This is a genomic window from Noviherbaspirillum aerium, assembly GCF_008929045.1.
Taxonomy (GTDB): domain Bacteria; phylum Pseudomonadota; class Gammaproteobacteria; order Burkholderiales; family Burkholderiaceae_D; genus Noviherbaspirillum; species Noviherbaspirillum aerium.
Genome location: NZ_VFAH01000038.1, coordinates 12,157 through 33,816 on the forward strand (window position 1 = coordinate 12,157; position 21,660 = coordinate 33,816).

A 21,660-nucleotide genomic window follows, 5' to 3' on the forward strand; every position below is an offset into this window, starting at 1 on the left:
TCTGTTTTTTATCGTTGCGGATGCATCAGGCAAGCTTTTCGGCGTCGGCCCCAGGCATGCGTACCGCCGGGATGCCGCCGAAGAACAGGTCGGCGACGACCGGGGCCATCGCCGCATGGTTGAGCGCACCGTCAGGCTTGAGCCAGGTAAACATCCAGTTGATCATGCCGAACAGCAGCATGGCCAGCGGTGTGGCCAGCCGAGCCTGATCGATGTCGGGACGGAGGGCGCGGATCGCGTCCGAAAACACCCCCACCACCCTGCGTTCGCGGTCGAGGATGCGTTCGCGGTCTTCGTCGTTCAGAAACCGCACATCCTCGGTCAGGACCCGGTGCGCATGCTGCGCTTCGGCATATTCCTCCACGAACCGCAGGATCAGCCTTTCAAGCCGCGCCCTGGCATCCGCCTTGGTTTCCATGACTTCCATGACGACCGTCTCCAGGTGCTCGACATGGCTTTCGGCAATCGTGACAAGCAATGCATATTTGTCGCGGAAATAGTGGTAGAGCGACGGCTTCGACATGCCGCAGGCTTCCGCCACCTCGTTCATGGAGGTGCCCGGATAGCCGCGCTGCGCAAACAGTTGCGCGGCGCGCGAAAGAATCATGTCCCGCTGGTCGTCATACCCGGGCGCCCTGCCTCTTGCCATACGTTCTCGGTCTCCTGTGCTCCATGGGTGCGCGGCCGTTCCTTGCCGGCCACCGCACTTTGGCAATGTTCAAAGATCACTCGCATACTAGTATTGACCGACCGGTCGGTCAATACTAGTATGGCGATGTTTGTCGCGCCTCGCCCGTATCAAGCCGATCCGGATTGATTCAGGGAATTGCGCGTGGCACGCCATGCCAATGCCCAGCCGCCCTGCCGGCCGGCGATATGAATCGCCGGGTGCGCGCAGCGCAGACGGACAGGAGGTCAGGCGGACAAGAAGACAAAAGGAGACTTGAATGCCCTGCTATTCGATTGAAGGCGTGGTTCCGGTGGTCGACCCCACGGCTTATGTCCATCCCACCGCCGTACTGATCGGCGACGTCATCGTCGGCCCGGAGTGCTATATCGGCCCTTGCGCGTCGCTGCGCGGCGACTTCGGCCGGATCATCCTGCAGCGCGGCGCGAACGTGCAGGATACCTGCGTGGTGCATGGATTCCCGTCGGCGGACACGGTGGTGGAGGAAAACGGCCATATCGGCCATGGCGCGGTGCTGCACAGTTGCGTGGTGCGGCGCGACGCCCTGGTGGGCATGAACGCGGTCGTCATGGATGAGGCTGAAGTGGGAGAGAAATCCATCATCGCCGCCAGCGCTTTCGTGCGCGCAGGAATGAGGGTCCCGCCGCGCTCCCTGGTAGCCGGCGTACCGGCCAAGGTGATCCGCGAGTTGAGCGAGGAAGAGATGGCCTGGAAGCTGGAAGGCACGCTGACCTATCAGGACCTGGCCAGACGCTGCCTGGCAACGATGGAGGAAGTCGCACCGCTGTCGCAGGTGGAATCGGACCGGCCGCGCCTGAAGGCGCCGGAAGTCCAGCCGCTGATTGCAGCAAAACGCAAATGACGGCAGAAGCGGCCGCCGGTGGAAGCGGGTTACCGGGAGCGGCCTCGTGATGCGCATCTCGCCGGCTACAGGTTTGTTTTAGCCGAACCACTCCGTTAATACAGAATAGTTAGATTATTCCCAAGACGCTGCTAGAATTGGCCTGCCGTGCCGCGAAACGCCAGATCCGCAAGGAAAGGATACGGCAAGCGGCACGGTAAATGGCACAAAAGGCGACAGACCTTTCCAAGGCCCGGCATGCGATAAAGGGAAGCGATGAAAAAAGAACGCCGTGGAATCCAATCGGTGGAAGTAGGAGGCAAATTGCTGACTGTCCTGGTAGAAGAAGGCACGCCCATGCTGCTGCGCGATCTCGCGCAGAAGGCAGGCATGACATCGGCCAAGGCGCATCCCTACCTGGTCAGCTTCGGCAATCTCGGCCTGATCCAGCAGGACCCGCAGTCCGGCCGCTATGAACTCGGCCATTTTGCGCTGCAGATGGGACTGATCAGCCTGCAGCAGGTCGATCCGGTCAAGATAGCGATCCCCGAAGCTTCCCTGCTTTGCGACCGCATCGGCCACACGGTGGCGCTTGCGGTGCTGGGTTCCAGCGGTCCCACCATCGTGCATCTGAACGAATCCCGCCATCCCATCCATGTGCGCATGCGCACCGGCACGGTAGTATCTATCGCCAATACCGCCACGGGACGGGTATTCTCCGCCTTCCTTCCTCCGAAGCAGGTGGAAAAACTGACCGCGCGGGAAGTCACCGATGACACCATTGTCGCCGGACAGACAGACAAAAAGATATCCAAGAAAGAACATGAGGCCTTGCTGGCCGAAGTCAGGCGGCATGGCATGGCCCGGGCCGTGGGAGAGCCGATCGCCGGAATCAATGCGATCAGCGCTCCCATCTTCGACCATGCGGGCAATATTGTCCTGGCGATGACGGTCATCGGACCGATGGGCACGCTGGAGCCGGACTGGAATGGAGAGACCGCCATCGAACTCAGGAAAGCGGCGGCAAAGGTATCGGAGCAGCTCGGTTCCAGCGTGTAGAACCGCAGCGGCAGAATGCTTTCGCATGCAAGACATGCAGGAGGAAAAGACCCAAGGAAACAATCAGCAGCAACGGAACAGCAAACGACAATCAAAAGAACAAGCACGCAGCAGTCCAACAACCGATCGAGAATGGAGATAGACAATGAAGACCAAATTACTGAGCGCACTCATCCCGGCACTGTTCGCCACCGCCGTATCCGGTTCGGCGCTTGCACAGATCAAGGTCGGCGTGACGGTTTCCGCCACCGGCCCGGCCGCATCGCTGGGCATTCCCGAGAAAAACACCTTCCCGCTGCTGCCGAAGCAGATCGCGGGCAAGACCGTCGAATACATCGTGCTCGACGACGCGTCCGACACCACCACGGCGACCAAGAACGCCCGCAAGCTGATCACCGAGGACAAGGTTGACGTGATTGTCGGCTCCACCGTCACGCCGAACTCCCTGGCCATGATCGACGTTGCCGTCGAAACCGAAACCCCGATGATTTCGATGGCTGCCTCCGCCGCCATCGTCGCGCCGGTGGATGCGCGCCGCCGCTGGGTCTTCAAGACACCGCAGAACGATTCCCACATGTCGACCGCGATCACCAGCCATATGGCCGACGCCGGCATCAAGAAGGTGGCCTTCATCGGCTTCTCCGATGCCTACGGCGAAGGCTGGTTCCGCGAATTCTCGAAGCTGGCCGAATTGCGCAAGATCGACATCATCGCCAACGAACGCTTCGCCCGCAACGACACCTCGGTCACCGGCCAGATCCTGAAGATCATGAGCGCCAATCCGGATGCGGTGCTGATCGCCGGCTCCGGCACGCCGGCCGCGCTGCCGCAGAAGACCTTGAAGGAACGCGGCTACAAGGGCCAGATCTACCAGACCCACGGCGTTGCCAACAACGATTTCCTGCGGGTGTGCGGCAAGGATTGCGAAGGTACCTTCCTGCCGGCCGGCCCGCTGCTGGTCGCCGAACAGCTGCCGGATAGCAACCCGGTCAAGAAATCCGCCATCGCCTACAAGACCGCCTATGAGAAAGCCTACGGCGCGGGCAGCGTCTCGACCTTCGGCGGTCATGCCTGGGACACCGGCGTGCTGCTCAATGCCGCCGTGCCTGAAGCGCTCAAGAAAGGCCAGCCCGGCACCAAGGAATTCCGTGCCGCGCTGCGCGACGCACTGGAAAACGTGAAGGACGTACCGGCCTCGCACGGCATCTTCAACATGAGCCCGACCGACCACCTCGGCCTGGACCAGCGTTCGCGCGTGATGGTGCGCATCGTCGACGGCAAGTGGAAGCTCAGCGGCAACGCCAACTGATCTCTCCGTCTTGCAACATCACCGGGCGCGGAAATGGGGCCGCGCCCGTTCCACAATAAGAGATTGCCAGGAGCAACATGGATTTTTCAATCGCGGCCATCCTCACGCAGGATGGCATTACCAGCGGCGCGATCTACGCGCTGCTGGCGCTGGCGCTGGTGCTGGTTTTTTCCGTCACGCGCGTGATCTTCATCCCGCAAGGGGAATTCGTCGCCTTCGGCGCGCTGACCCTTGCCGCCATGCAGACCGACAAGTTTCCACAGTCGGCGACCCTGCTCGTCGTGCTCGGCATCGCCGCCTTTCTGCAGCAGGCCTGGAGCCTGCTGCAGCATCCGCAGGGACGGCGCACCGCCAAGTCCGTGCTGCCGATGGATTTCGCCAAATTCGTGCTGTTTCCCCTGGCTGTCTATTTCCTCACCCGCAGCTTTGCCTCGGCCAGCCTGCCGATGGTGTTCCAGGTCTTGCTCACCCTGCTGATCGTCGCGCCGATGGGCCCGCTAGTCTACCGGCTTGCCTTTCAGCCCCTGGCCGAAGCCACCACGCTGGTGCTGCTGATCGTATCGGTTGGCGTGCACTTCGCGCTGATGGGCATCGGGCTTGTCATCTTCGGCGCCGAGGGCTCGCGCACGACGGCATTCTCGGATAGCCGGGCAGAGTTCGGCGCCGTCACCATCTCCGGCCAGAGCATGGTGATCATCGGCGTCTCGCTTGCGCTGATCATCGCGCTTTACCTCTACTTCGACCGCACGCTGGCCGGCAAGGCCCTGCGCGCGACCGCGGTCAACCGCATCGGCGCGCGCCTGGTCGGCATCGGCACCAAGCAGGCGGGCCGCCTCGCCTTCACGCTGGCGGCGCTGATGGGCGCGCTGTGCGGCGTGCTGATTGCGCCGCTGACCACCGTCTACTACGACAGCGGCTTCCTGATCGGCCTCAAGGGCTTCGTCGGCGCCATCATCGGCGGCCTCGCCAGCTATCCGGTGGCCGCCGCCGGCGCATTGCTGGTGGGCCTGCTGGAATCCTTTTCCTCGTTCTGGGCCAGCGCGCTCAAGGAAGTCATCGTGTTTACCCTGATCATTCCTGTCCTGCTGTGGCGTTCGCTCACTTCCAAACATGTCGATGAGGGCGAGGAATAATGATGCGCAAGTCCTTTCTGATCTTCATCGCCCTCATCGCGGTCCTGCCGGTCCTGCCGACCCCGGAATTCTGGATTACGCTGGCCAACTATATCGGCCTCTACTCCATCGTCGCGCTCGGCCTGGTGCTGCTGACCGGCGTCGGCGGCCTGACTTCCTTCGGCCAGGCCGCTTTCGTCGGCCTGGGAGCCTACGCGACCGGCTATCTCTCGACGCAGTACGGGCTGTCGCCCTGGATCGGCCTGCTGGTCGGCATTGCCATCACGGCTGCGGTCGCCTTCCTCATCGGCGGCCTGACCATGCGGCTGTCCGGGCACTATCTGCCGCTCGGCACGATCGCATGGGGGCTGTCGCTTTACTACCTGTTCGGCAACATGGATTTTCTCGGCCGCTATGACGGCCTGACCGGCATCCCTCCCATCGGCCTGTTCGGCATGGTGCTCGATCGGGGCCGGGAGATGTATTACCTGATCTGGCTGGTGGTCGTGATTGCCGTGATCGGCATCCAGAACCTGCTGAACTCCCGCCCGGGCCGCGCCATCCGCGCACTCAAGGGCGGCGGCGTGATGGCCGAGGCAATGGGCGTCAATACCGCCTGGATGAAGGTCGTGATTTTTGTCATCGCGGCATTGCTGGCCTGCGTCTCGGGCTGGCTGTATGCCCACCTGCAGCGCACCGTCAATCCAACGCCGTTCGGCCTGAACGCCGGCATCGAGTACCTGTTCATGGCGGTGGTCGGCGGCGCCGGCCACGTATGGGGCGCCATTCTTGGCGCCACCCTGCTCACCATTCTCAAGGACCAGCTGCAGTTCATCCTGCCGAAATTGCTCGGCGCCAACGGCAATTTCGAGATCATCGTCTTCGGCGTGATGCTGGTGCTGCTGCTGCAATGGGCGCGCGACGGCTTGTGGCCCTTCATCAACAAGCGCTTCCCGCGCCGGCCGCAGGCGGTTGCACCCGATGCGGCCCCTGCCCTGCCGCGCCGGACACAGGCGCCGCATGGCGTGCCGCTGCTCCAGGTGGACAAGGCGCGCAAGCAGTTCGGCGGGCTGGTTGCCGTCAATGACATCAGCTTCGAGGTGAAGGCTGGCGAGATCATCGGCCTGATCGGTCCGAACGGAGCCGGCAAGTCGACCATGTTCAATCTGGTCACCGGCGTGCTGCCGACGACTTCGGGCGACATCCGCTTCCGTATCGGCGATCGCATGGAACGCATCAACGGCCTCGAATCGCGCCAGATCGTGCGCCAGGGCATTGCCCGCACTTTCCAGCATGTGCGCCTCATTCCCACCATGAGCGTGCTGGAGAACGTCGCCATCGGTGCCCATCTGCGCGGCATGCACAACGATGTGACCGGCATCGCGACCAGCATCGCCCGCCTCAACGGCACCGAGGAAAAGGCGCTGCTGCTGGAAGCACGCAGGCAGCTTGAACGCGTCGGCATGGGCCATCTGCTCTACGAGGAGGCCGGCAACCTGGCGCTCGGCCAGCAGCGCATCCTGGAAATCGCTCGTGCGCTCTGCTGCGACCCCATCCTGCTGCTGCTGGATGAGCCGGCGGCCGGCCTGCGCTACAAGGAAAAGCAGGCGCTCGCCGAACTGCTCAAGAAACTGAAAGGCGAAGGCATGAGCGTCCTGCTGGTCGAGCATGACATGGATTTCGTGATGAACCTGACCGACAGGCTGGTTGTCATGGAATTCGGCACCAAGATCGCCGAAGGCTTGCCGGCGGAAGTGCAGCAGAATGAAGCGGTGCTGGAAGCCTATCTGGGAGGGATTGAATGAAACGCGAAGACCACCACAACATGGGCGCGCCCATTCTGGCAGTCAAGGATTTGCATGTCAGCTACGGCAAGGTGGAAGCGCTGCACGGCATCAACCTCAACGTCGGCGCGGGCCGCATCGTCACGGTGATCGGACCGAACGGCGCAGGCAAATCCACCATGCTTAACGGCATCGCGGGCGCGGTGCCGGTCTCGGCTTCCGTCTCCGGCAGCATCGGCATGGCGGGAGAGGATTTGACCGAACTCGAGGTCGAGCAGCGGGTTTATCACGGCATGTGCCTGGTGCCGGAAAAGCGCGAGCTGTTTGCCACCATGTCGGTCGAAGACAATCTCGTGCTCGGCAGCTATCCGCGTTACAAGACCCGGGAGAAGGATTACGGCGACCAGCTGCAGGTGGTGTTCGAGCTGTTCCCGCGCCTCAAGGAGCGGCACCGCCAGGATGCGGGCACCCTGTCCGGCGGCGAACGGCAGATGCTTGCGCTCGGGCGGGCACTGATGGCCAAGCCCAAGCTGCTGATGCTCGACGAACCGAGTCTCGGCCTTGCGCCTCTGATCGTGAAGGAAATCTTTCACATCATCGTGCGGCTCAAGGAAACCGGAGTGGGCATTTTGCTTGTGGAGCAGAACGCGCGCGCCGCGCTGCAGGCGGCCGACTATGCCTACGTGCTGGAAAACGGCGAAGTCGTGCTCGAAGGCCCGGCATCCGAGCTGGCCAATGATGCCAAGGTCATCGACACCTATCTCGGTCTGACCAAGCGCGCAGCCTGAGCGGGCGATTGCCTGCCCGCAGGACATCGGTCAGCGCCGCCCTTGCGTTGCTGGCCGGTGAAATTGCCTGCATGACCCGGCGTCATTGCAAGCCGGGATCATCCGCCGCCGCAGGCTTGCCTGCCAGGCGCGCATGCATCCTGTTGGCGATACCGTGAATCCTCAGCTGCAAGCGCTCAACCATCACCCGTTCCGCAGGTGACAGCAGCGGCTCCAATTCCCTCGCCGCCACTGGCACGGCTGCCATCACCGCCTCTGCCATGTCGTCGGCAAGCTTCATCAGAAACCGGGGCGCCACTTTCAGTTCGGCCGCGAGCCTGCGCAGATGCTCGATGCCAAGCTTGCCCGGCTCGCTTTCTCCCGCAAGCCGAAAGGCAAAATACGGACCGAGTCCGGTGTAGACGCGGGTGCTCATCAGGTCATAAAAGGGAGCCAGCCGCAAACCTTCAGGCATGGCCAGCAAAGAGAGATTCTTCGCGTGAGAATCGTTGTTGCCGACATATAGATTGAAGAACAACCAGCGCAGCAAGTGCCGCTGATCAAGACCGGGGCGCGCCGATTCCCTTGCGAGCAATTCATAGCAGTCGCGGAAAGATGGGCCGCCGTCGGCTTCGTATTTGACGTCGGATGGCGTTTCGCTGAGCTGGCAGAAGTCCGCTTGCCAGATCCTCGCCAGCCTGCCTTCGCGCATCACCCGATCATAACGCTCCACCAGGCAAGCCTTGACTTCCGGCCGATACGATGCCCGCGCCGCCGGCAAGCCACAAAGGGCTGCGCTACGCATGACCAGGGTTTCATTGACCGCAGAGGCGAACATGCCGATATCGCTGCGCAGCATGTCGGGTTTCAGGATATGGGTCGATGGAGAGGTCCCCATTGGCCGCAACGGCAAGCCGTTTTCGTCCAGCGACAGCAGCAGCTTGAATTGGGCCCCTGAAATCGATAGTCGCGGGTCGGGTAGTCCGGCGACTGCGGCGGCGTGTTCGATGGCCGAGCGCTCGTTCCCGATGACGCCGCCGGCGTGAATCAAGGCATTGACCTGTTCCCAGGTCAGCGGCTGGTAGAGCGGCTCCTGCGGCACCTGCCCTGGAGGCAGCAGCAGGAGGGAGCCTGCCGTGTCGCCGCCGACCATCGAAAGCAGGCCGAATACGCTGGAGACATGATGCCGCAAGGAGAGCAAGCGACGCTGGTCGCCTTCGGGGAGCAGGTTTTCGAAAAAGGCGTGTACAGCCGGTGTTGCGATCGGCGCCGGGCCAAGCGGCATGGTTTTGTGGAGTGGACGGGCCTCTGGCCTTGCCAGCCAGGCCGGATCGTAGAGCAGGGAGAGCGGCTCGGTACGCCGCAACTCGCCGACTCGCTCATTCTCCATGAAGACCGACAGGGTTTCCGGCAACCGACTGCTCATTGCTCGCCCTTCCTGCGCACAACGAGTTCCAGTCCGAGCAGCGCCAGCACATCAAGCGCTTTTTGCATCTGCACTGTCTCCTTGCCTTTTTCGAGCTCGACGACAAACCGGTTGCCCAGACCTGCCAGGCCGGCCACATCGAGCTGGGTCAAGCCTTGCTCCTTGCGCATGGCTTGAACCGCGCTGCCGATCTCCCTTACGGTTGCCACGGTTAACGGAAACACGATGGAGGCCCTCCCGTCGTTACCGATCGGTAATTTTCTATCCATGATAGGCTTTCTTTTACTTTAATGTGACCGCTCGGTCATATTAAAGCATTTTTAGGCCGATGAATTCTGAATATTACCGCTCGGTGTGTATCTTCCATGCAAAGACAATGATGAATTCAGGATGGCGATAACGACTTACTCTTCCACGGGTGTGATTTCCGCATCCGACTTGCGCGGACGGCGACCACGCGCCGGAGATTTACGTGCGGGGGACTTGCGTGCCGGCTTGCCAGCGGGTTCATCAGCTACGGCCGGAGGCTGACTGTTCTCGACAGTGGGAACGATAACTTCCGGTTCTGCAGCCGCGGCACGAGCGCTCGGCTCGCCTGAATCAGTGTCCGCTGCGACCGGAATCATCGTATCCGCAGTTTTTGTCCTGGAAGATGACGTCTTGCGGGCACCGCGTCCCTTGCGGCGATTATCGCGCTTCGCCTCAGCCTGCTCAGGCACTTCCACTGCCGGCTCCGTTTCCGCCGTGGCGTACTGAGCGTCATCCGCCGCGGGAAGGTCGGACGGAAGCGCTACCGGAACCTGCTCCATGACCAACTGTTCTGGTACTGCCGGACGAATGCTGCGATAAACATAGGCGCCCGATTTTTCATCGCGGCCGAATTCGAGCAGGCCGCGCGTCTGTGCCTCTTCGAGAAGGTTGCCGAAGGTGCGGAATCCGTAATAGGACTCGCTGAAGTCAGGCTTGCGCCGCTTGATGGCTTCCTTCAGCACCGATGCCCAGATCTTGCCGCTGTCGCCGCGCTCGGCCACAAGCGCATCGAAGGTGCTGACGGCCATGTCGATGGCTTGCGTCTTGCGCGCTTCCATTTCCTCGCGGCGGCGGTTTTCCTCGTCAGGAGAACGCCTTGCGGCCGGCTGAGCCTCGCGCGGATGTCTTTTTGCCTCCGTACGCTTGATTTCACGCACGAGATCGTCATAGAAAATGAATTCGTCGCAATTGGCAATCAGCAGATCCGAGGTCGAATGCTTGACGCCAACGCCAATGACATGCTTCGCGTTCTCGCGCAGCTTGGACACCAGCGGGGAAAAATCGGAATCGCCGCTGATGATGACGAAGGTATTGACATGCGACTTGGTGTAGCAGAGGTCGAGCGCGTCGACTACCAGGCGGATGTCGGCAGAATTCTTGCCCGACTGCCGCACGTGAGGAATCTCGATCATTTCGAAATTCGCTTCATGCATCGGCGCCTTGAAGCCCTTGTAGCGGTCCCAGTCGCAATACGCTTTTTTCACCACGATGCTGCCCTTGAGAAGCAGTCTTTCCAGCACCGGCTTGATATCGAACTTTTCGTATTTGGCATCGCGCACGCCAAGGGCAACGTTCTCGAAGTCGCAGAACAGGGCCATGCTGATGTTTTCCTGGGATGAAGCCATGTTTTTATTGTTTTCCAATGATGGGTTGAGGTTTGCGCGGTTGGCAATGAAACATTACGAAATGCAATGTCGTCTGCGCCTGTTCATCAAGCGGTCAAGTCGTCGACATCACGCCCCGCCGCTGAACAAGACGTTGCCGGCCATGGGACGCAATGCCAGACTGGCATTACGATGCCCCGTTCAGCGGCGCGGCATCGCATCTCTACAACATGTCTGTCTGCAGAATCACTTTTTGGAAAACTTTTCCGCAAGCTGCTGCAATTTTTCCGCCCGGCGGCGTTCCGCGATTTCCGCTTCACGCTTGGCCTTGCGCTCTTCAGCGATTTTCTTGTAACGCTCCGCAAGCATTTCCTTGGCGCGCGTGCGATGCGCATCGGTAATCTCGCCGGACGGATTGCCGCTGAGTTCCGCTCGCGCACTTGCACGCTCGACTGCCTTCAGGTACGGCGTCGAATTGGTATGGATGCTTAACGCAACCCGCAGGAGCTTCCGGTCGATATCGCTGTTTTCGGCAAGGATCTGCTTGTCGATGCCGATGGCGAGTGGAAGATAATCGCGGAAGACCTGATACTTCTGGTGCAGCGTTTTCAGCAATTGACGCGGTGAAGTCGGCGCGACTTCTGTGGGAGTAGGAGCGGTCATCAATAACGGCAAGAACAAGTGATAGGGCAAAGCTTAGCATACTGACTCGCTGATAGAACCGGAAACACAACTTGTCTGCAATCGCGGCATGCCCGCGCCGCCGCAAGCATGTGTTGAAGGACTCCCGCATGCATCTGCATGTCAATGCATGTCATTGCATGCAATTGCGCCGCCGCCACAAATGCCCCACTCTGCTTTACCGCCAGACATGGCCAATCTGCTACAGTAACGTGCTGCAATAATGCGCGGCCGAAACCGCTCCATCCATGTGTGTGGAATGAGAGGCGTGAATCCTCGGCAGGATTTCCTAGAAACAGAGAAGATAAATGGTTGTATCAGGTTGGTTTGGCTGGTCTGCGCTGTGGCTGCTTCCCTTGTTAGGGCGCTTCATCAGGACTTTCGTTCTCAAGAGGGCAAGCCTGCACGGGCAAGGTTCGATCCGTCTCTGGCTTGGCACCCTGCTTGTCATTTCTGCCAGCAGCGGATTGGAAGCGATGCTCCTCAGCGATGGCATGTCGACGGAAGCCGGACCGGCATTCGGCCATGTATTCGCCGGCGCATTGACAGGCGTCTTCGGCAACATGATCGGCGTATTGCTGATGCTGGCCGTCGGATGCATCAGCCTGCCATGGCTGTTCGGCTTCAGCACTTATCCATTCATTGCAAGGCGACTTGCGGCAAGACGCGAGCAAAAGGGCACGGCCGACGTCCGTCAGCGGCCGCTCGCGCGGTCGGCTCAGACCATGGTTCCGGAGGTGCGCGCGGAAAAACGTGCCCGCCGAACGCTGCATGAGCCGAGGAAGACGGAATCGTGGACATTGCCGGCGCCGATCATCAGCGACAAGGATCCATTGAAGAAGACTCCGCCAATGCCGATGCCGCAGCCGCCGCGAAGCGGCCGTCCGACCGAGGAATGGGCGCCGTTCGAAAGTATCCGGCCCACCGGGCCGATGCAGGCACGCGCCAGCGTCGCTCCCGCAATGGCAACGCATGCCGAACCAGGCAGAACGGTGAGGATCGTTTCCGCTGCACCGCGTACGTCAGAGCCCGCCGACAAGCCCGCGGCCAGCATTATCAGGGAGCGGCATGCCAGGCGGATTGGCGGGGCGCAGTCGCCGCTTGCCTCTACGCGAGCGGTAGGGACCGCCGGCGCATCAGCCCAGTCTTCCGAACCGGCAAAAGATGTTCCCTCTCCGATCAACGACTTGCCAGGTCCGGCCCAGGCGCTTGCCGTGCCGGATGCCCGCATCGGGAACAACTCGCCGAGCACAGGACTGGATTTGTCGGCGCATGCGCCACGCCCGTCCGGAGTCATACCGACGATCACCAAGGCCATGCCTGCTGGAGTCGCCTTGCCGCTTACCGACCTGTCCTTTCCAATGCAGGCGTCGCTGCCGGACCATCCAACAGATGAACCGAACGCAATCAGCCCGATCGATGACTTCCATGTCGGGAAAGCCGGCGATTTACCCGCATCATCAACACTTGACGCCGGTTCGGAATCACCTTGGGTTCCAGTGTCAGCCGCAAGAGAAGTTACGCCGCCTCCGCCCTATGCCGAGTCCGCACCTGCTCCACAACTTGGCGAGGAGGAGAGGATTCCGCCGCAGCGCCTCCCCGAACCGGTTTCCCGGCCGCGCCCGGCAATGGGCACGCCTTTCGAATTTGAAGCACTCGGTGAAATCGACATCGACATCCCGGGACTCGATCTGCTGGACGCCCCCGACACCGAATCGATCGATGTGCCGGCCGCCGAACTCGAAGAAACGGCACGCCTTATCGAGCAGCGGCTCAGGGAATTCAAGGTGCCGGTCACGGTGCTGGGCGCCTATGCGGGCCCGGTCATTACCAGATTCGAAGTCGAGCCGGCCACCGGTGTCCGCGGCGCGCAGATCGTCGGCCTGATGAAGGATTTGGCGCGCGCGCTCGGACTGACATCGATCCGCGTCGTGGAAACCATTCCCGGAAAGACCTGCATGGGTCTGGAATTGCCGAACGCGCGACGCCAGGTCATCCGGCTTTCCGAAATGCTGGCCTCCGATGCGTACAAGGCTTCGTCTTCGCATCTCGCCCTGGCCATGGGGAAGGACATCACCGGCATTCCGGTCGTGACAGACCTTGCGCGCGCACCGCATATGCTGGTGGCCGGCACCACAGGATCGGGCAAATCGGTCGCCATCAATGCCATGATCCTTTCGCTGCTGTACAAGTCGACGCCCACGGACGTGCGGATGATCATGATCGATCCGAAGATGCTCGAATTATCGGTCTACGACGGCATCCCGCATTTGCTTGCGCCGGTAGTCACCGACATGAAACTCGCGGCGAATGCCCTCTCGTGGTGTGTCGGTGAAATGGAAAAGCGCTATCGGCTGATGTCCGCGCTCGGCGTTCGCAATCTCGCCGGCTACAATCAGAAAATCCGCCATGGCGAAGCAATAGAGAAAAAAGTCACCAACCCGTTTTCCCTGACTCCGGACGCACCCGAACCGCTGTCGACCCTGCCGCTGATTGTCGTGGTCATCGACGAACTTGCCGACCTGATGATGGTTGCCGGCAAAAAGATCGAAGAACTCATCGCCCGTCTTGCGCAGAAGGCGCGCGCCGCAGGCATACACCTCATCCTTGCGACGCAGCGCCCGTCGGTCGACGTCATTACCGGGCTGATCAAGGCAAACATCCCGACACGTGTTGCCTTCCAGGTATCATCCAAGATCGACTCCCGCACGGTACTTGATCAGATGGGCGCGGAGACCCTGCTTGGCCACGGCGACATGCTGTTTCTGCCGCCGGGAAGCGGATATCCGCAACGTGTGCACGGCGCGTTCGTATCGGATGAAGAGGTGCATCGGGTGGTTGAACACCTGAAGCAGTTCGGTGAACCGCAGTATATCGACGCCATTCTGTCCAGCGGACTTCCTGAGGATGCGCAGGGGGAATTGGGAATTGATGAGGGGAATGCCGAATCCGATCCGCTCTATGACGAAGCGGTCGCATTCGTGGTACGGACGCGGAAGTCGTCGATTTCAGCGGTCCAGCGCCAGCTGCGCATTGGTTACAACCGGGCTGCGCGGCTGGTAGAGCAAATGGAGACTGCAGGCATTGTCTCGCCGATGGCTTCGAATGGAAGCCGGGAGATACTCGCTCCGGCGTCGCAGGATTAGAGCGTGTTCACCCTGACCTGCCTGCCGATCCCGGACAGATTGCCGCCGGGAGAGCGGGTAAGTGTCCGGAAAATCTGTTTGTCTTGTGTTGGGATGCATGGCGGAAAGGAGCGCCGTGAGCGGTCCGCGCCAGCGACAGACAACGCGGTCATGGCCCGAATGCAGGACGTGACGGTCGTACAGAGATGCGCAATCCCCTCAATACCCCGTCCAGCCCGGGACATTCATCTAGAGCGGATTGCAGATGGATGGTCGATCGCCTCGGCTTGTCTTGGGCGCATGGCGGCGTTGGTCCTCGCTGGTGTGGCCCGCCACACGGCGCTTCTCCCGCCTTGCCCTGCATCCCAAGGCAAACCGATGCTTCCGTACACTCATCCGCGATCCGCTCTAGTCGCCGCGCGAAAAAAAGCCGGCTGAGGCCGGCCATGCTGCATCCCGAAGGGCTGCGCTACGGATGGAATATCAGGCCGTGCCGCCCACCGTCATGCCGTCGATGCGCAGCGTCGGCTGACCGACACCAACGGGAACGCTTTGGCCTTCCTTGCCGCAGACGCCGATGCCGCTGTCAAGGCGCATGTCGTTGCCGATCATGCTGACGCGGTTCAAGACTTCCGGTCCATTGCCGATGAGGGTCGCGCCCTTGACCGGATAGCTGATCTTGCCGTCTTCGATCATGTAGGCTTCGCTGGCGGAGAATACGAATTTGCCGTTGGTGATGTCGACCTGCCCGCCGCCGAAATTGACCGCGTACAAACCATTCTTCACGGAGGCGATGATTTCCTGAGGGTCCTTGTCACCGCCCAGCATGTAGGTATTGGTCATGCGCGGCATCGGCAGATGCGCATAGGACTCGCGCCGCGCATTGCCGGTAACGGGCATGCGCATCAGGCGCGCATTCATGGTGTCCTGGATATATCCTTTCAGGATGCCGTCCTCAATCAGCGTGGTGCACTGTGTCGGATTACCTTCATCGTCAATGTTGAGGGAGCCGCGGCGGTCGGCGATGGTGCCATCATCGACCACGGTCACGCCCTTGGCGGCAACGCGCTCGCCGATACGGCCGGAGAACGTGCTGGAGCCCTTGCGGTTGAAGTCGCCTTCCAGGCCGTGGCCGATGGCTTCATGCAGCAGCACGCCGGGCCAGCCGGGGCCGAGCACGACCGTCATCGGACCGGCGGGCGCCGGGCGCGCATCGAGATTGACGAGCGCGGTGGCGACCGCTTCAGCCGCATATTTCTCCAGCAGTTCCTCGCTGAAGTAGCCATAGTCGTACCGTCCGCCGCCGCCGCTGGAGCCGACTTCGCGACGGCCGTCCTGCTCGGCGATCACCGTGACGGAAATGCGTACCAGCGGACGGATATCGGCAGCCAGCACGCCGTCGCTGCGCACCACCAGCACCACATCGTATTCCCCCGCCAGGCCGGCCATGACCTGCACCACGCGCGGATCCTTGGCGCGCGCAATGCGCTCGATCCGTTCCAGCAGGCGCACCTTTTCGGTGGCATCGAGTGAATTCAGCGGGTCATTCGGGAGATAGAGAGAACGTCCGCCCACCGGCTGGACCGTGGAAGCCACTTTCACCTTGCCCGAACCCTGGCGGGCAATGGTCCGGGTGGCGGCTGCCGCATCCAGCAGGGCGCGCTCGGAAATTTCATCGGAATAGGAAAACGCCGTCTTGTCGCCGGAAACGGCGCGCACGCCGACGCCCTGGTCGATCGAAAAGCTGCCGGTCTTGACGATGCCTTCCTCCAGGCTCCAGCCTTCGTTCTTGGTGAACTGAAAATACAGGTCGGCATAATCGACGCGGTGCGTGAAGATGGCGTCGAGAGTCTTGATCAGTTGCGACTCGTCGAGACCGAAAGGCGTCAGCAGAACGTCGCGTGCGATGGCGAGGGATTGGAGATTGGGTTCGAATAGCTTCATGATCTCTTTCTTGGGCATGCAGTCGCGGGAAACTGCAGCGGTTTTCGATGCGTAGATTGTAGTTCATCTGCCGTCGCGCGGTACGATGCGGACTGCCGATGCCGCCAGGCTAGAGCTTGCGGTGCCTTAGCGCCGGCAGGCTGGTGCGCACGCCTTGCAGTTGCCCGGGATCAAGCTCTCCGATGACTATCCCTTCGCCTTCCGGCAGAACGTCCACGACCTTGCCCCATGGGTCGACCAGCATGCTGTGCCCCCAGGTCCGGCGTCCGTTGGGATGCTTGCCCCCCTGCGCCGCCGCAAGCACATAGCACTGGTTCTCGATGGCGCGGGCACGCAGCAGGATTTCCCAGTGCGCCTGGCCGGTGGTGTAGGTGAAGGCGGCCGGCATGACGATCAGCGCGCAGTCGCCCATGGCGCGGTACAGCTCGGGAAAACGCAGGTCGTAGCACACTGAAAGCCCCACCCTGCCGAACGGCGCTTCAAATGTGGCAACGCTGTCGCCGTGCACGATGGTTCGCGCTTCGTCATAGGATTCCTCGCCCTTGGTGAAGCTGAACAGGTGAATCTTGTCGTAGCGCATCGCATGCCGGCCCTGAGGATCGTAGACCATCAGGGTATTGAGCACCTTGCCCTGCTCCGGGGCGGCGACCGGCAGCGTCCCTCCGACCAGCCACACACCGTGCTCCCGGGCCAGCTCGGACATGCATTGCTGTATCGGCCCCGTGCCTGGCTGCTCTGCGTGCGCCAGCTTGTCGTTCTCCTTCATGCCCATGATTGGCCAGTATTCCGGCAGCAGGACCAGGCCCGCTCCCTGCTGCGCCGCCTGCGCGACAAGCCGGCGGGCGCTGCCGAGATTTTCCTCGACCACGGGAGTGGAAACCATCTGTATGGCGGCAATCTTCATTGCCTGTGTCATTGCGTCGTTCGTCATCGCGTCGTTCGTCATCGCATTATCCCTTGGTATCCGATTGATTGGCCGCTTCGCCCGTCGGCACGGCGGGCTTGCGCAACAGCTTGGTGACGACCGGATCCTTCCAGGGACCGGTAACCTGGTATTCGAATGTGAATGCTCGCATGAGCGGCTCGCGCAGGAACAATTGCGCAAGGAAAGTGCCGACCCCGATCACCGGATTGACCGCCAGGCCATACACCACCGATGCCGCGCCGACATTGATGTCGGGGATCACCACGACGTGCAGGTTCTGCGCTTCGTGCGCGATGTCGGCCGTGCCATCGATCAGGACTGTCGCCGCCACGCCGCGCATCTTGAAATTGTCGGTGCGGGCAACGCCCTGCGCGATGTTTGCGCCGGCCGTCACGCTGTCGAATGCGAATCCTTCGGAGAACACATCACGGAAATCGAGTACGAGGCGGCGCGGCAGGGACTGCAGGCTCAGCACCCCGAGCAGCTTCGCGGCACTCGGGTCCACCTTCAGGAACTGCCCTGACGCCAGCTCCAGCTGTATCTGTCCGTTCATCGAGGGTATATCGAATGCGAACGGCGACCCCGTCCAGCTGATTTCTCCCTTCATCTCCCCCTTGCCGCCGCGCAGCACATGCTGGAAGCCGAAGCGCTCGAGCAGCTTTCCGGCATCGGCGATATTGAGGGTATAAGCGAGTGTCGACAGGTTTTCGCCATTGCGGCTGCTCCATTTGCCGGAGGCCTTCAGTTCCCCGTCGCTATTGGTGAGCGACAATTTGTTGATGCGCCATTCCCGGTTGCCCGACACCCGGGCGTTCTGCGCGACGACTTCCAGCTGCCCGAACTTCTTGCCGAACAGCTCGAAGTTTTCCGCCACGATATCCACCGCCGGCAATTGGGTGGCCGTGCTCTTGCCTTCGATCAGGTCATTCACGTCGGAGGCCGCCGACTTCGGAATGATCAGCGAAGCCAGCCGTGCGGTCACGCGGCCGAGGCTGCGGCCGAAGCGCGGCTCGCTCCAGGACAGGTAGCCGGAAGCCTGTTCCGAATCGATGTTGGCTTGCCAGAGGCCATCCTGATGCGATGCGCCGACCACGACATTGTCGAGCTTGCGGTCCATGATGATCAGTTCAGTCGCGCGTGCGGCGAGCACCTCGGGATCAATGTACTGCGCAATGCTCAGCACATCGGTCTGCTTGGCCGCATCGGCGGGCGTTGCAGGCGACGCCGGTTGAGCGGACTGCGCGGTCGGCGAAGGCGCCGACGATACGGATGCTATCGTTCGGCGCCACGCATCGATGTTCAAGGACCTGAGGCTGACATTGACGATCACGCCGCTATCGGGCACCGGCGCCGGCACGTTGACGCCGATGCCGCCGCGAACCACCCGCCACGCCGACTCCTTGTCAACGCCCTTTTCCCTCTCATACCGGGCCGCGATCGTGGAGCCCAGCGCCAGCTTCATTTCGTCGCGCACCATCGATGCATCGTTGGAAGGCAGTCCGGCGAGTTCGAACCGGAATGGCAGACTGTCGCCGCTTGCCTTGCGCAGCGGCACGGGAAAATCCAGGCCGATGCCGGCAAGATTGGACTCGACAACAATCTCCGGTCGCTTGTTCTTCACCTTGATGGTGGTGCTGTATCGCGTGCTGCCGCTGATGCGTTCCAGCGCGCGCCGCATGGCGGGTGTTGTGTAGGTCTTCCTGATGCCGTCGGTGGAGAGCGTTCCTTCTCCCCTGACCTGGATGCTGCCATCGCGCTGGGTGCCGCCGGAGACGGCAACCGGTCCGCCCAGGAAATTGGACCTGATGTTGGCGAGGCTGAATCCCTTCTCGTGGAATTCCAGCTTGCCGGTCGTGTTCAGCAACGGCGGCATGACGTTCATCAGAGTGACGTTGTTGCCGGCGAATTGCAGGCTGCCCTTGACCTTGGCCTCTCGCATGTTGTGCAGCGGGAGCTGCAGCTTCAGGGCCAGGCTGGTATTGCCGCTGGCCTTCGTTTCGTCCGTGAAGTGCTCTATCCAGTTCGCCACCGGGCTTTCATTGGTAAAACGCAGGAAATTCTCGAAGGGTCCGGCGGCGTTTCCAGTGACGTCCAGCACCATGTCATGCCTGGAGAGATCGGGAATGACGGCCTTGACCTGCGACAGCCGCGTGCCCGACGTCTGCGCGCTGTCGGCCGTGATCTCCATGCGCGCCCGGTCAAATGTGATGAAACCGTCGATGTCATGGATCACCGGCCACATCGGCGTCTTGCCATCCTTGGCGAACATGTCGGGAGCGTAGTTCAGCACCCCGTTTTCGATCTTGCCGCTGACCTTGAACTCGCCTTTTGCCTTGTCGCCGGCCGACTGCTGATGAAAGGGAAATTGCGCGACGTCACCCTTGACCTTGAAGCGCACGTCCTTGACCGCTCCGCCGGTGAGCGCGCCGCCGAGCCAGGCGTGGAGCGACGGCGGTGTCTGCAAGGGCAGCAAGCGCCCGATCTCCTTGAGTTCGAGGCGGTTCAGCTTGCCACTGATATCGACAGAGCCGCGCGACTTCGCACCCTGGCGGGCCAGCGGCATCAGGTGCTTGCCGCTGAACGAGCCGGTCAGTTCATCCTGTACGAATTCCATGCGCTGCACATCCAGCAACAGGCGGTTGTTGCTCTGAAAAGTCCAGCTGGCCTGCATATCGAGGCGATCGAACGGCATGTCGGGTTCGGCGAAGTAGCCGGGAAGCTGCAGTTGCAGGTTACTGGACGCCAGCTGGAAGGAGCCGCCGCGTTCGGTGGCGTCCACCTGCCCTGTCAGGTTGTCAAAACCGGGGATGGCCGGCACCGCAGCCTGTGCCGGCCGGTCGGCCGTCTTCGGCTTGGCTTCGCGCGCGGGCTGCGGCCGGAGCGACAGTCCCGTGAAATCTCCCTTGACGCTGTAGGTGACGATATCGGGGTAGCTCCCCTGCCACTGGGCCGAGAAATCCTTGAGGGTGCCGCGCGGCTCCAGATCGGACAGGAGCTTGCGCTGGTCTTCCGGCAGAGGCAAGCGTTCCGCGAAACTGGCGATCGTCTTCAGATCCAGCAACCTGGCCGCGATGTCGGTTTTCGCGGGCTTGCCGTTGCCCGCGGGCGAGTAGCTCTCGCTGATCGTGGTTCGAGGAAGAAACACGCCGTCATCGGTCTGCAGGGTGAAATCGATCAGGGAAATTGCATGCCCGTACTGGCCGAAGGTCGGTTTGCCGCTCTGCGACTGCGCGCTGAATTGCTCGCGGAGGGAAATCCGGCCGTCGGCTTCGACGAGGTTCAATGGTTCCAGATCCGGACGCAGCCGGGTCGAGACGTTTGCCAAGGTCAGATCGGCGGTGAAATTGGCCAGCCTGGCATGATCGAAATCCAGCCAGGCGCGCACCGAGCCTTTGCCCTGCTGCATCTCGAACGGATATTCGACATAGGTTTTCCAGGCGCTCAGGTCGGTATCGCGCAGGTCGGCGTACAGCTGGCCCTTCCATCCGGACGGGTCGGAAATGGTCCTTGCGAAATGGGGATGGTCGAAGGCGCCGCGCACATCGAGCGGCGAAGCCAGTGCGGCGGGCGGCGTTGCCTTCAAGGCAAACCGGTGATGCCGCCATTGGTTGCGCAGGACGAAATCGACATTGTCGAGCAGCAGCTCGGGTGCCTCGCGCTGTTCATCCGTCCAGCGCACCTTGCCGCCGCGAATGGCAATATGGCGCTGCGACAGCACCCAGTCTGCACCGCGGCTGCTGCCCTGCGCGGTGCCTGCCAGCGCAATGCCGGCGACATGGAATTGTCCTTCCCTGTCGCGCCTGATCTCGAGGTCGGGGTTGGCAATCAGCAGCTGCTGCAGGCGCAGGTCACCCACCACCAGCGTCAGCCAGGAAAGTGTTGCCGAGACCTCGGGCAGAACAAGCCCGGCGCCGCCGGCCTTGTCATGGATGACCAGCTTGTCGATCGTCAGTTGCGGATGCAGTCCCGACCAGGAGGCGTTGAGGCTTCCGATCGATACCTGGTTGCCGATCGCCCGCGTCGCCATGCGCTCGACTTCCGGCTTGTAAGCGTCGATATTCGGAAGTACGACATAGCGCAGGCCAAGAATGAGGGCGCAGAAGATGAAATAGACGACGAGAGCGGTTCTGAGAAGCGCGCCGAGCGCATGATGGGTCAGGACATTGGCGATTCGATAACATTCTTTTGTCGCATGCCAGCACTGGCCCAGAGGTGATCTGGACGGCTGGGGAATGTTCGGATCGATCGACATCAACGATAAAGGCCGGCGGCGTAAAATAAAAAGCTGTTTCGGAACGACGAAGCCATGCCCTTCCGCATGCAACACCGCATTGCGCCCTGCCCGCATGCGGAGGGCCGGCCGGT

General features: G+C 61.6%; 15 protein-coding genes. 7 read left to right on the forward strand and 8 right to left on the reverse strand.

Going from position 1 to position 21,660, the window contains the following annotated elements:
• Positions 1-25: 25 nt before the first annotated feature.
• The gene (locus tag FH061_RS28340; protein ID WP_151639190.1) at positions 26-649 is read right to left on the reverse strand and encodes a TetR/AcrR family transcriptional regulator; all 624 of its coding nucleotides are present in this window, start codon (positions 647-649) and stop codon (positions 26-28) included.
• A 298-nt stretch (positions 650-947) separates the two neighbouring features.
• Here FH061_RS28340 and paaY point away from each other — a divergent pair, with 298 nt between their 5' ends.
• The 6 genes from paaY (at position 948) to FH061_RS28370 (ending at position 7,581) form a co-directional block, all read left to right on the forward strand.
• Positions 948-1,550 (forward strand): phenylacetic acid degradation protein PaaY, encoded by a 603-nt coding sequence (gene paaY, locus FH061_RS28345; RefSeq protein ID WP_151639191.1) that lies wholly within the window; start codon positions 948-950, stop codon positions 1,548-1,550.
• 255 nt (positions 1,551-1,805) lie between these two features.
• Positions 1,806-2,588, forward strand: a complete 783-nt coding sequence (locus tag FH061_RS28350; RefSeq protein ID WP_151639192.1) for an IclR family transcriptional regulator — start codon at positions 1,806-1,808, stop codon at positions 2,586-2,588.
• Between the two features lie 145 nt (positions 2,589-2,733).
• A complete protein-coding gene (locus FH061_RS28355; protein ID WP_151639193.1) occupies positions 2,734-3,897 on the forward strand; it encodes an ABC transporter substrate-binding protein in 1,164 nt (387 codons plus the stop codon).
• A gap of 77 nt (positions 3,898-3,974) precedes the next feature.
• On the forward strand, positions 3,975-5,030 hold the full coding sequence (locus tag FH061_RS28360; RefSeq protein WP_151639194.1) for a branched-chain amino acid ABC transporter permease: 1,056 nt from the start codon (positions 3,975-3,977) through the stop codon (positions 5,028-5,030).
• A complete protein-coding gene (locus FH061_RS28365; protein WP_404822524.1) occupies positions 5,030-6,814 on the forward strand; it encodes a branched-chain amino acid ABC transporter ATP-binding protein/permease in 1,785 nt (594 codons plus the stop codon). The genes FH061_RS28360 and FH061_RS28365 overlap by 1 nt, the downstream gene beginning before the upstream one ends.
• Before the next feature lie 20 nt (positions 6,815-6,834).
• Positions 6,835-7,581, forward strand: a complete 747-nt coding sequence (locus FH061_RS28370; protein WP_151639208.1) for an ABC transporter ATP-binding protein — start codon at positions 6,835-6,837, stop codon at positions 7,579-7,581.
• Between the two features lie 82 nt (positions 7,582-7,663).
• Here the strand turns inward: FH061_RS28370 and FH061_RS28375 are convergent, their stop codons facing one another.
• From FH061_RS28375 to FH061_RS28390, 4 genes are all read right to left on the reverse strand, one after another.
• Complete coding sequence (locus tag FH061_RS28375; protein WP_151639195.1) at positions 7,664-8,986, reverse strand: type II toxin-antitoxin system HipA family toxin; 1,323 nt, start codon at positions 8,984-8,986, stop codon at positions 7,664-7,666.
• Positions 8,983-9,255, reverse strand: coding sequence for a helix-turn-helix transcriptional regulator (locus FH061_RS28380; RefSeq protein WP_151639196.1), 273 nt, complete (start codon positions 9,253-9,255; stop codon positions 8,983-8,985). Before FH061_RS28380 ends, FH061_RS28375 begins: the two co-directional genes overlap by 4 nt.
• Before the next feature lie 135 nt (positions 9,256-9,390).
• Positions 9,391-10,641: an NYN domain-containing protein gene (locus FH061_RS28385; protein ID WP_151639197.1), complete on the reverse strand. Its 1,251-nt coding sequence runs from the start codon at positions 10,639-10,641 to the stop codon at positions 9,391-9,393.
• A 225-nt stretch (positions 10,642-10,866) separates the two neighbouring features.
• Entirely contained in the window at positions 10,867-11,283 is a 417-nt protein-coding gene (locus FH061_RS28390; protein ID WP_151639198.1) for a ProQ/FINO family protein, read from the reverse strand.
• Positions 11,284-11,609: 326 nt separating this feature from the next.
• Here FH061_RS28390 and FH061_RS28395 point away from each other — a divergent pair, with 326 nt between their 5' ends.
• Entirely contained in the window at positions 11,610-14,447 is a 2,838-nt protein-coding gene (locus tag FH061_RS28395; RefSeq protein WP_151639199.1) for an FtsK/SpoIIIE family DNA translocase, read from the forward strand.
• Between the two features lie 462 nt (positions 14,448-14,909).
• On the opposite strand, the gene tldD is transcribed toward FH061_RS28395, so the two are convergent.
• The 3 genes from tldD to FH061_RS28410 form a co-directional block, all read right to left on the reverse strand.
• Positions 14,910-16,370 (reverse strand): metalloprotease TldD, encoded by a 1,461-nt coding sequence (tldD, locus tag FH061_RS28400; RefSeq protein ID WP_151639200.1) that lies wholly within the window; start codon positions 16,368-16,370, stop codon positions 14,910-14,912.
• Positions 16,371-16,479: 109 nt separating this feature from the next.
• The gene (locus FH061_RS28405) at positions 16,480-17,286 is read right to left on the reverse strand and encodes a carbon-nitrogen hydrolase family protein (protein ID WP_151639209.1); all 807 of its coding nucleotides are present in this window, start codon (positions 17,284-17,286) and stop codon (positions 16,480-16,482) included.
• A gap of 34 nt (positions 17,287-17,320) precedes the next feature.
• On the reverse strand, positions 17,321-21,547 hold the full coding sequence (locus FH061_RS28410; protein ID WP_151639201.1) for a YhdP family protein: 4,227 nt from the start codon (positions 21,545-21,547) through the stop codon (positions 17,321-17,323).
• Between the last annotated feature and the right edge of the window lie 113 nt (positions 21,548-21,660).

Bases quoted from the DNA above. Each gene is read 5' to 3' on its own strand.
- FH061_RS28340 (WP_151639190.1), bottom strand. From the start codon at position 649: ATGGCAAGAGGCAGGGCGCCCGGGTATGACGACCAGCGGGACATGATT.
- paaY (WP_151639191.1), top strand. From the start codon at position 948: ATGCCCTGCTATTCGATTGAAGGCGTGGTTCCGGTGGTCGACCCCACG.
- FH061_RS28350 (WP_151639192.1), top strand. From the start codon at position 1,806: ATGAAAAAAGAACGCCGTGGAATCCAATCGGTGGAAGTAGGAGGCAAA.
- FH061_RS28355 (WP_151639193.1), top strand. From the start codon at position 2,734: ATGAAGACCAAATTACTGAGCGCACTCATCCCGGCACTGTTCGCCACC.
- FH061_RS28360 (WP_151639194.1), top strand. From the start codon at position 3,975: ATGGATTTTTCAATCGCGGCCATCCTCACGCAGGATGGCATTACCAGC.
- FH061_RS28365 (WP_404822524.1), top strand. From the start codon at position 5,030: ATGATGCGCAAGTCCTTTCTGATCTTCATCGCCCTCATCGCGGTCCTG.
- FH061_RS28370 (WP_151639208.1), top strand. From the start codon at position 6,835: ATGGGCGCGCCCATTCTGGCAGTCAAGGATTTGCATGTCAGCTACGGC.
- FH061_RS28375 (WP_151639195.1), bottom strand. From the start codon at position 8,986: ATGAGCAGTCGGTTGCCGGAAACCCTGTCGGTCTTCATGGAGAATGAG.
- FH061_RS28380 (WP_151639196.1), bottom strand. From the start codon at position 9,255: ATGGATAGAAAATTACCGATCGGTAACGACGGGAGGGCCTCCATCGTG.
- FH061_RS28385 (WP_151639197.1), bottom strand. From the start codon at position 10,641: ATGGCTTCATCCCAGGAAAACATCAGCATGGCCCTGTTCTGCGACTTC.
- FH061_RS28390 (WP_151639198.1), bottom strand. From the start codon at position 11,283: ATGACCGCTCCTACTCCCACAGAAGTCGCGCCGACTTCACCGCGTCAA.
- FH061_RS28395 (WP_151639199.1), top strand. From the start codon at position 11,610: ATGGTTGTATCAGGTTGGTTTGGCTGGTCTGCGCTGTGGCTGCTTCCC.
- tldD (WP_151639200.1), bottom strand. From the start codon at position 16,370: ATGAAGCTATTCGAACCCAATCTCCAATCCCTCGCCATCGCACGCGAC.
- FH061_RS28405 (WP_151639209.1), bottom strand. From the start codon at position 17,286: ATGACACAGGCAATGAAGATTGCCGCCATACAGATGGTTTCCACTCCC.
- FH061_RS28410 (WP_151639201.1), bottom strand. From the start codon at position 21,547: ATGTCGATCGATCCGAACATTCCCCAGCCGTCCAGATCACCTCTGGGC.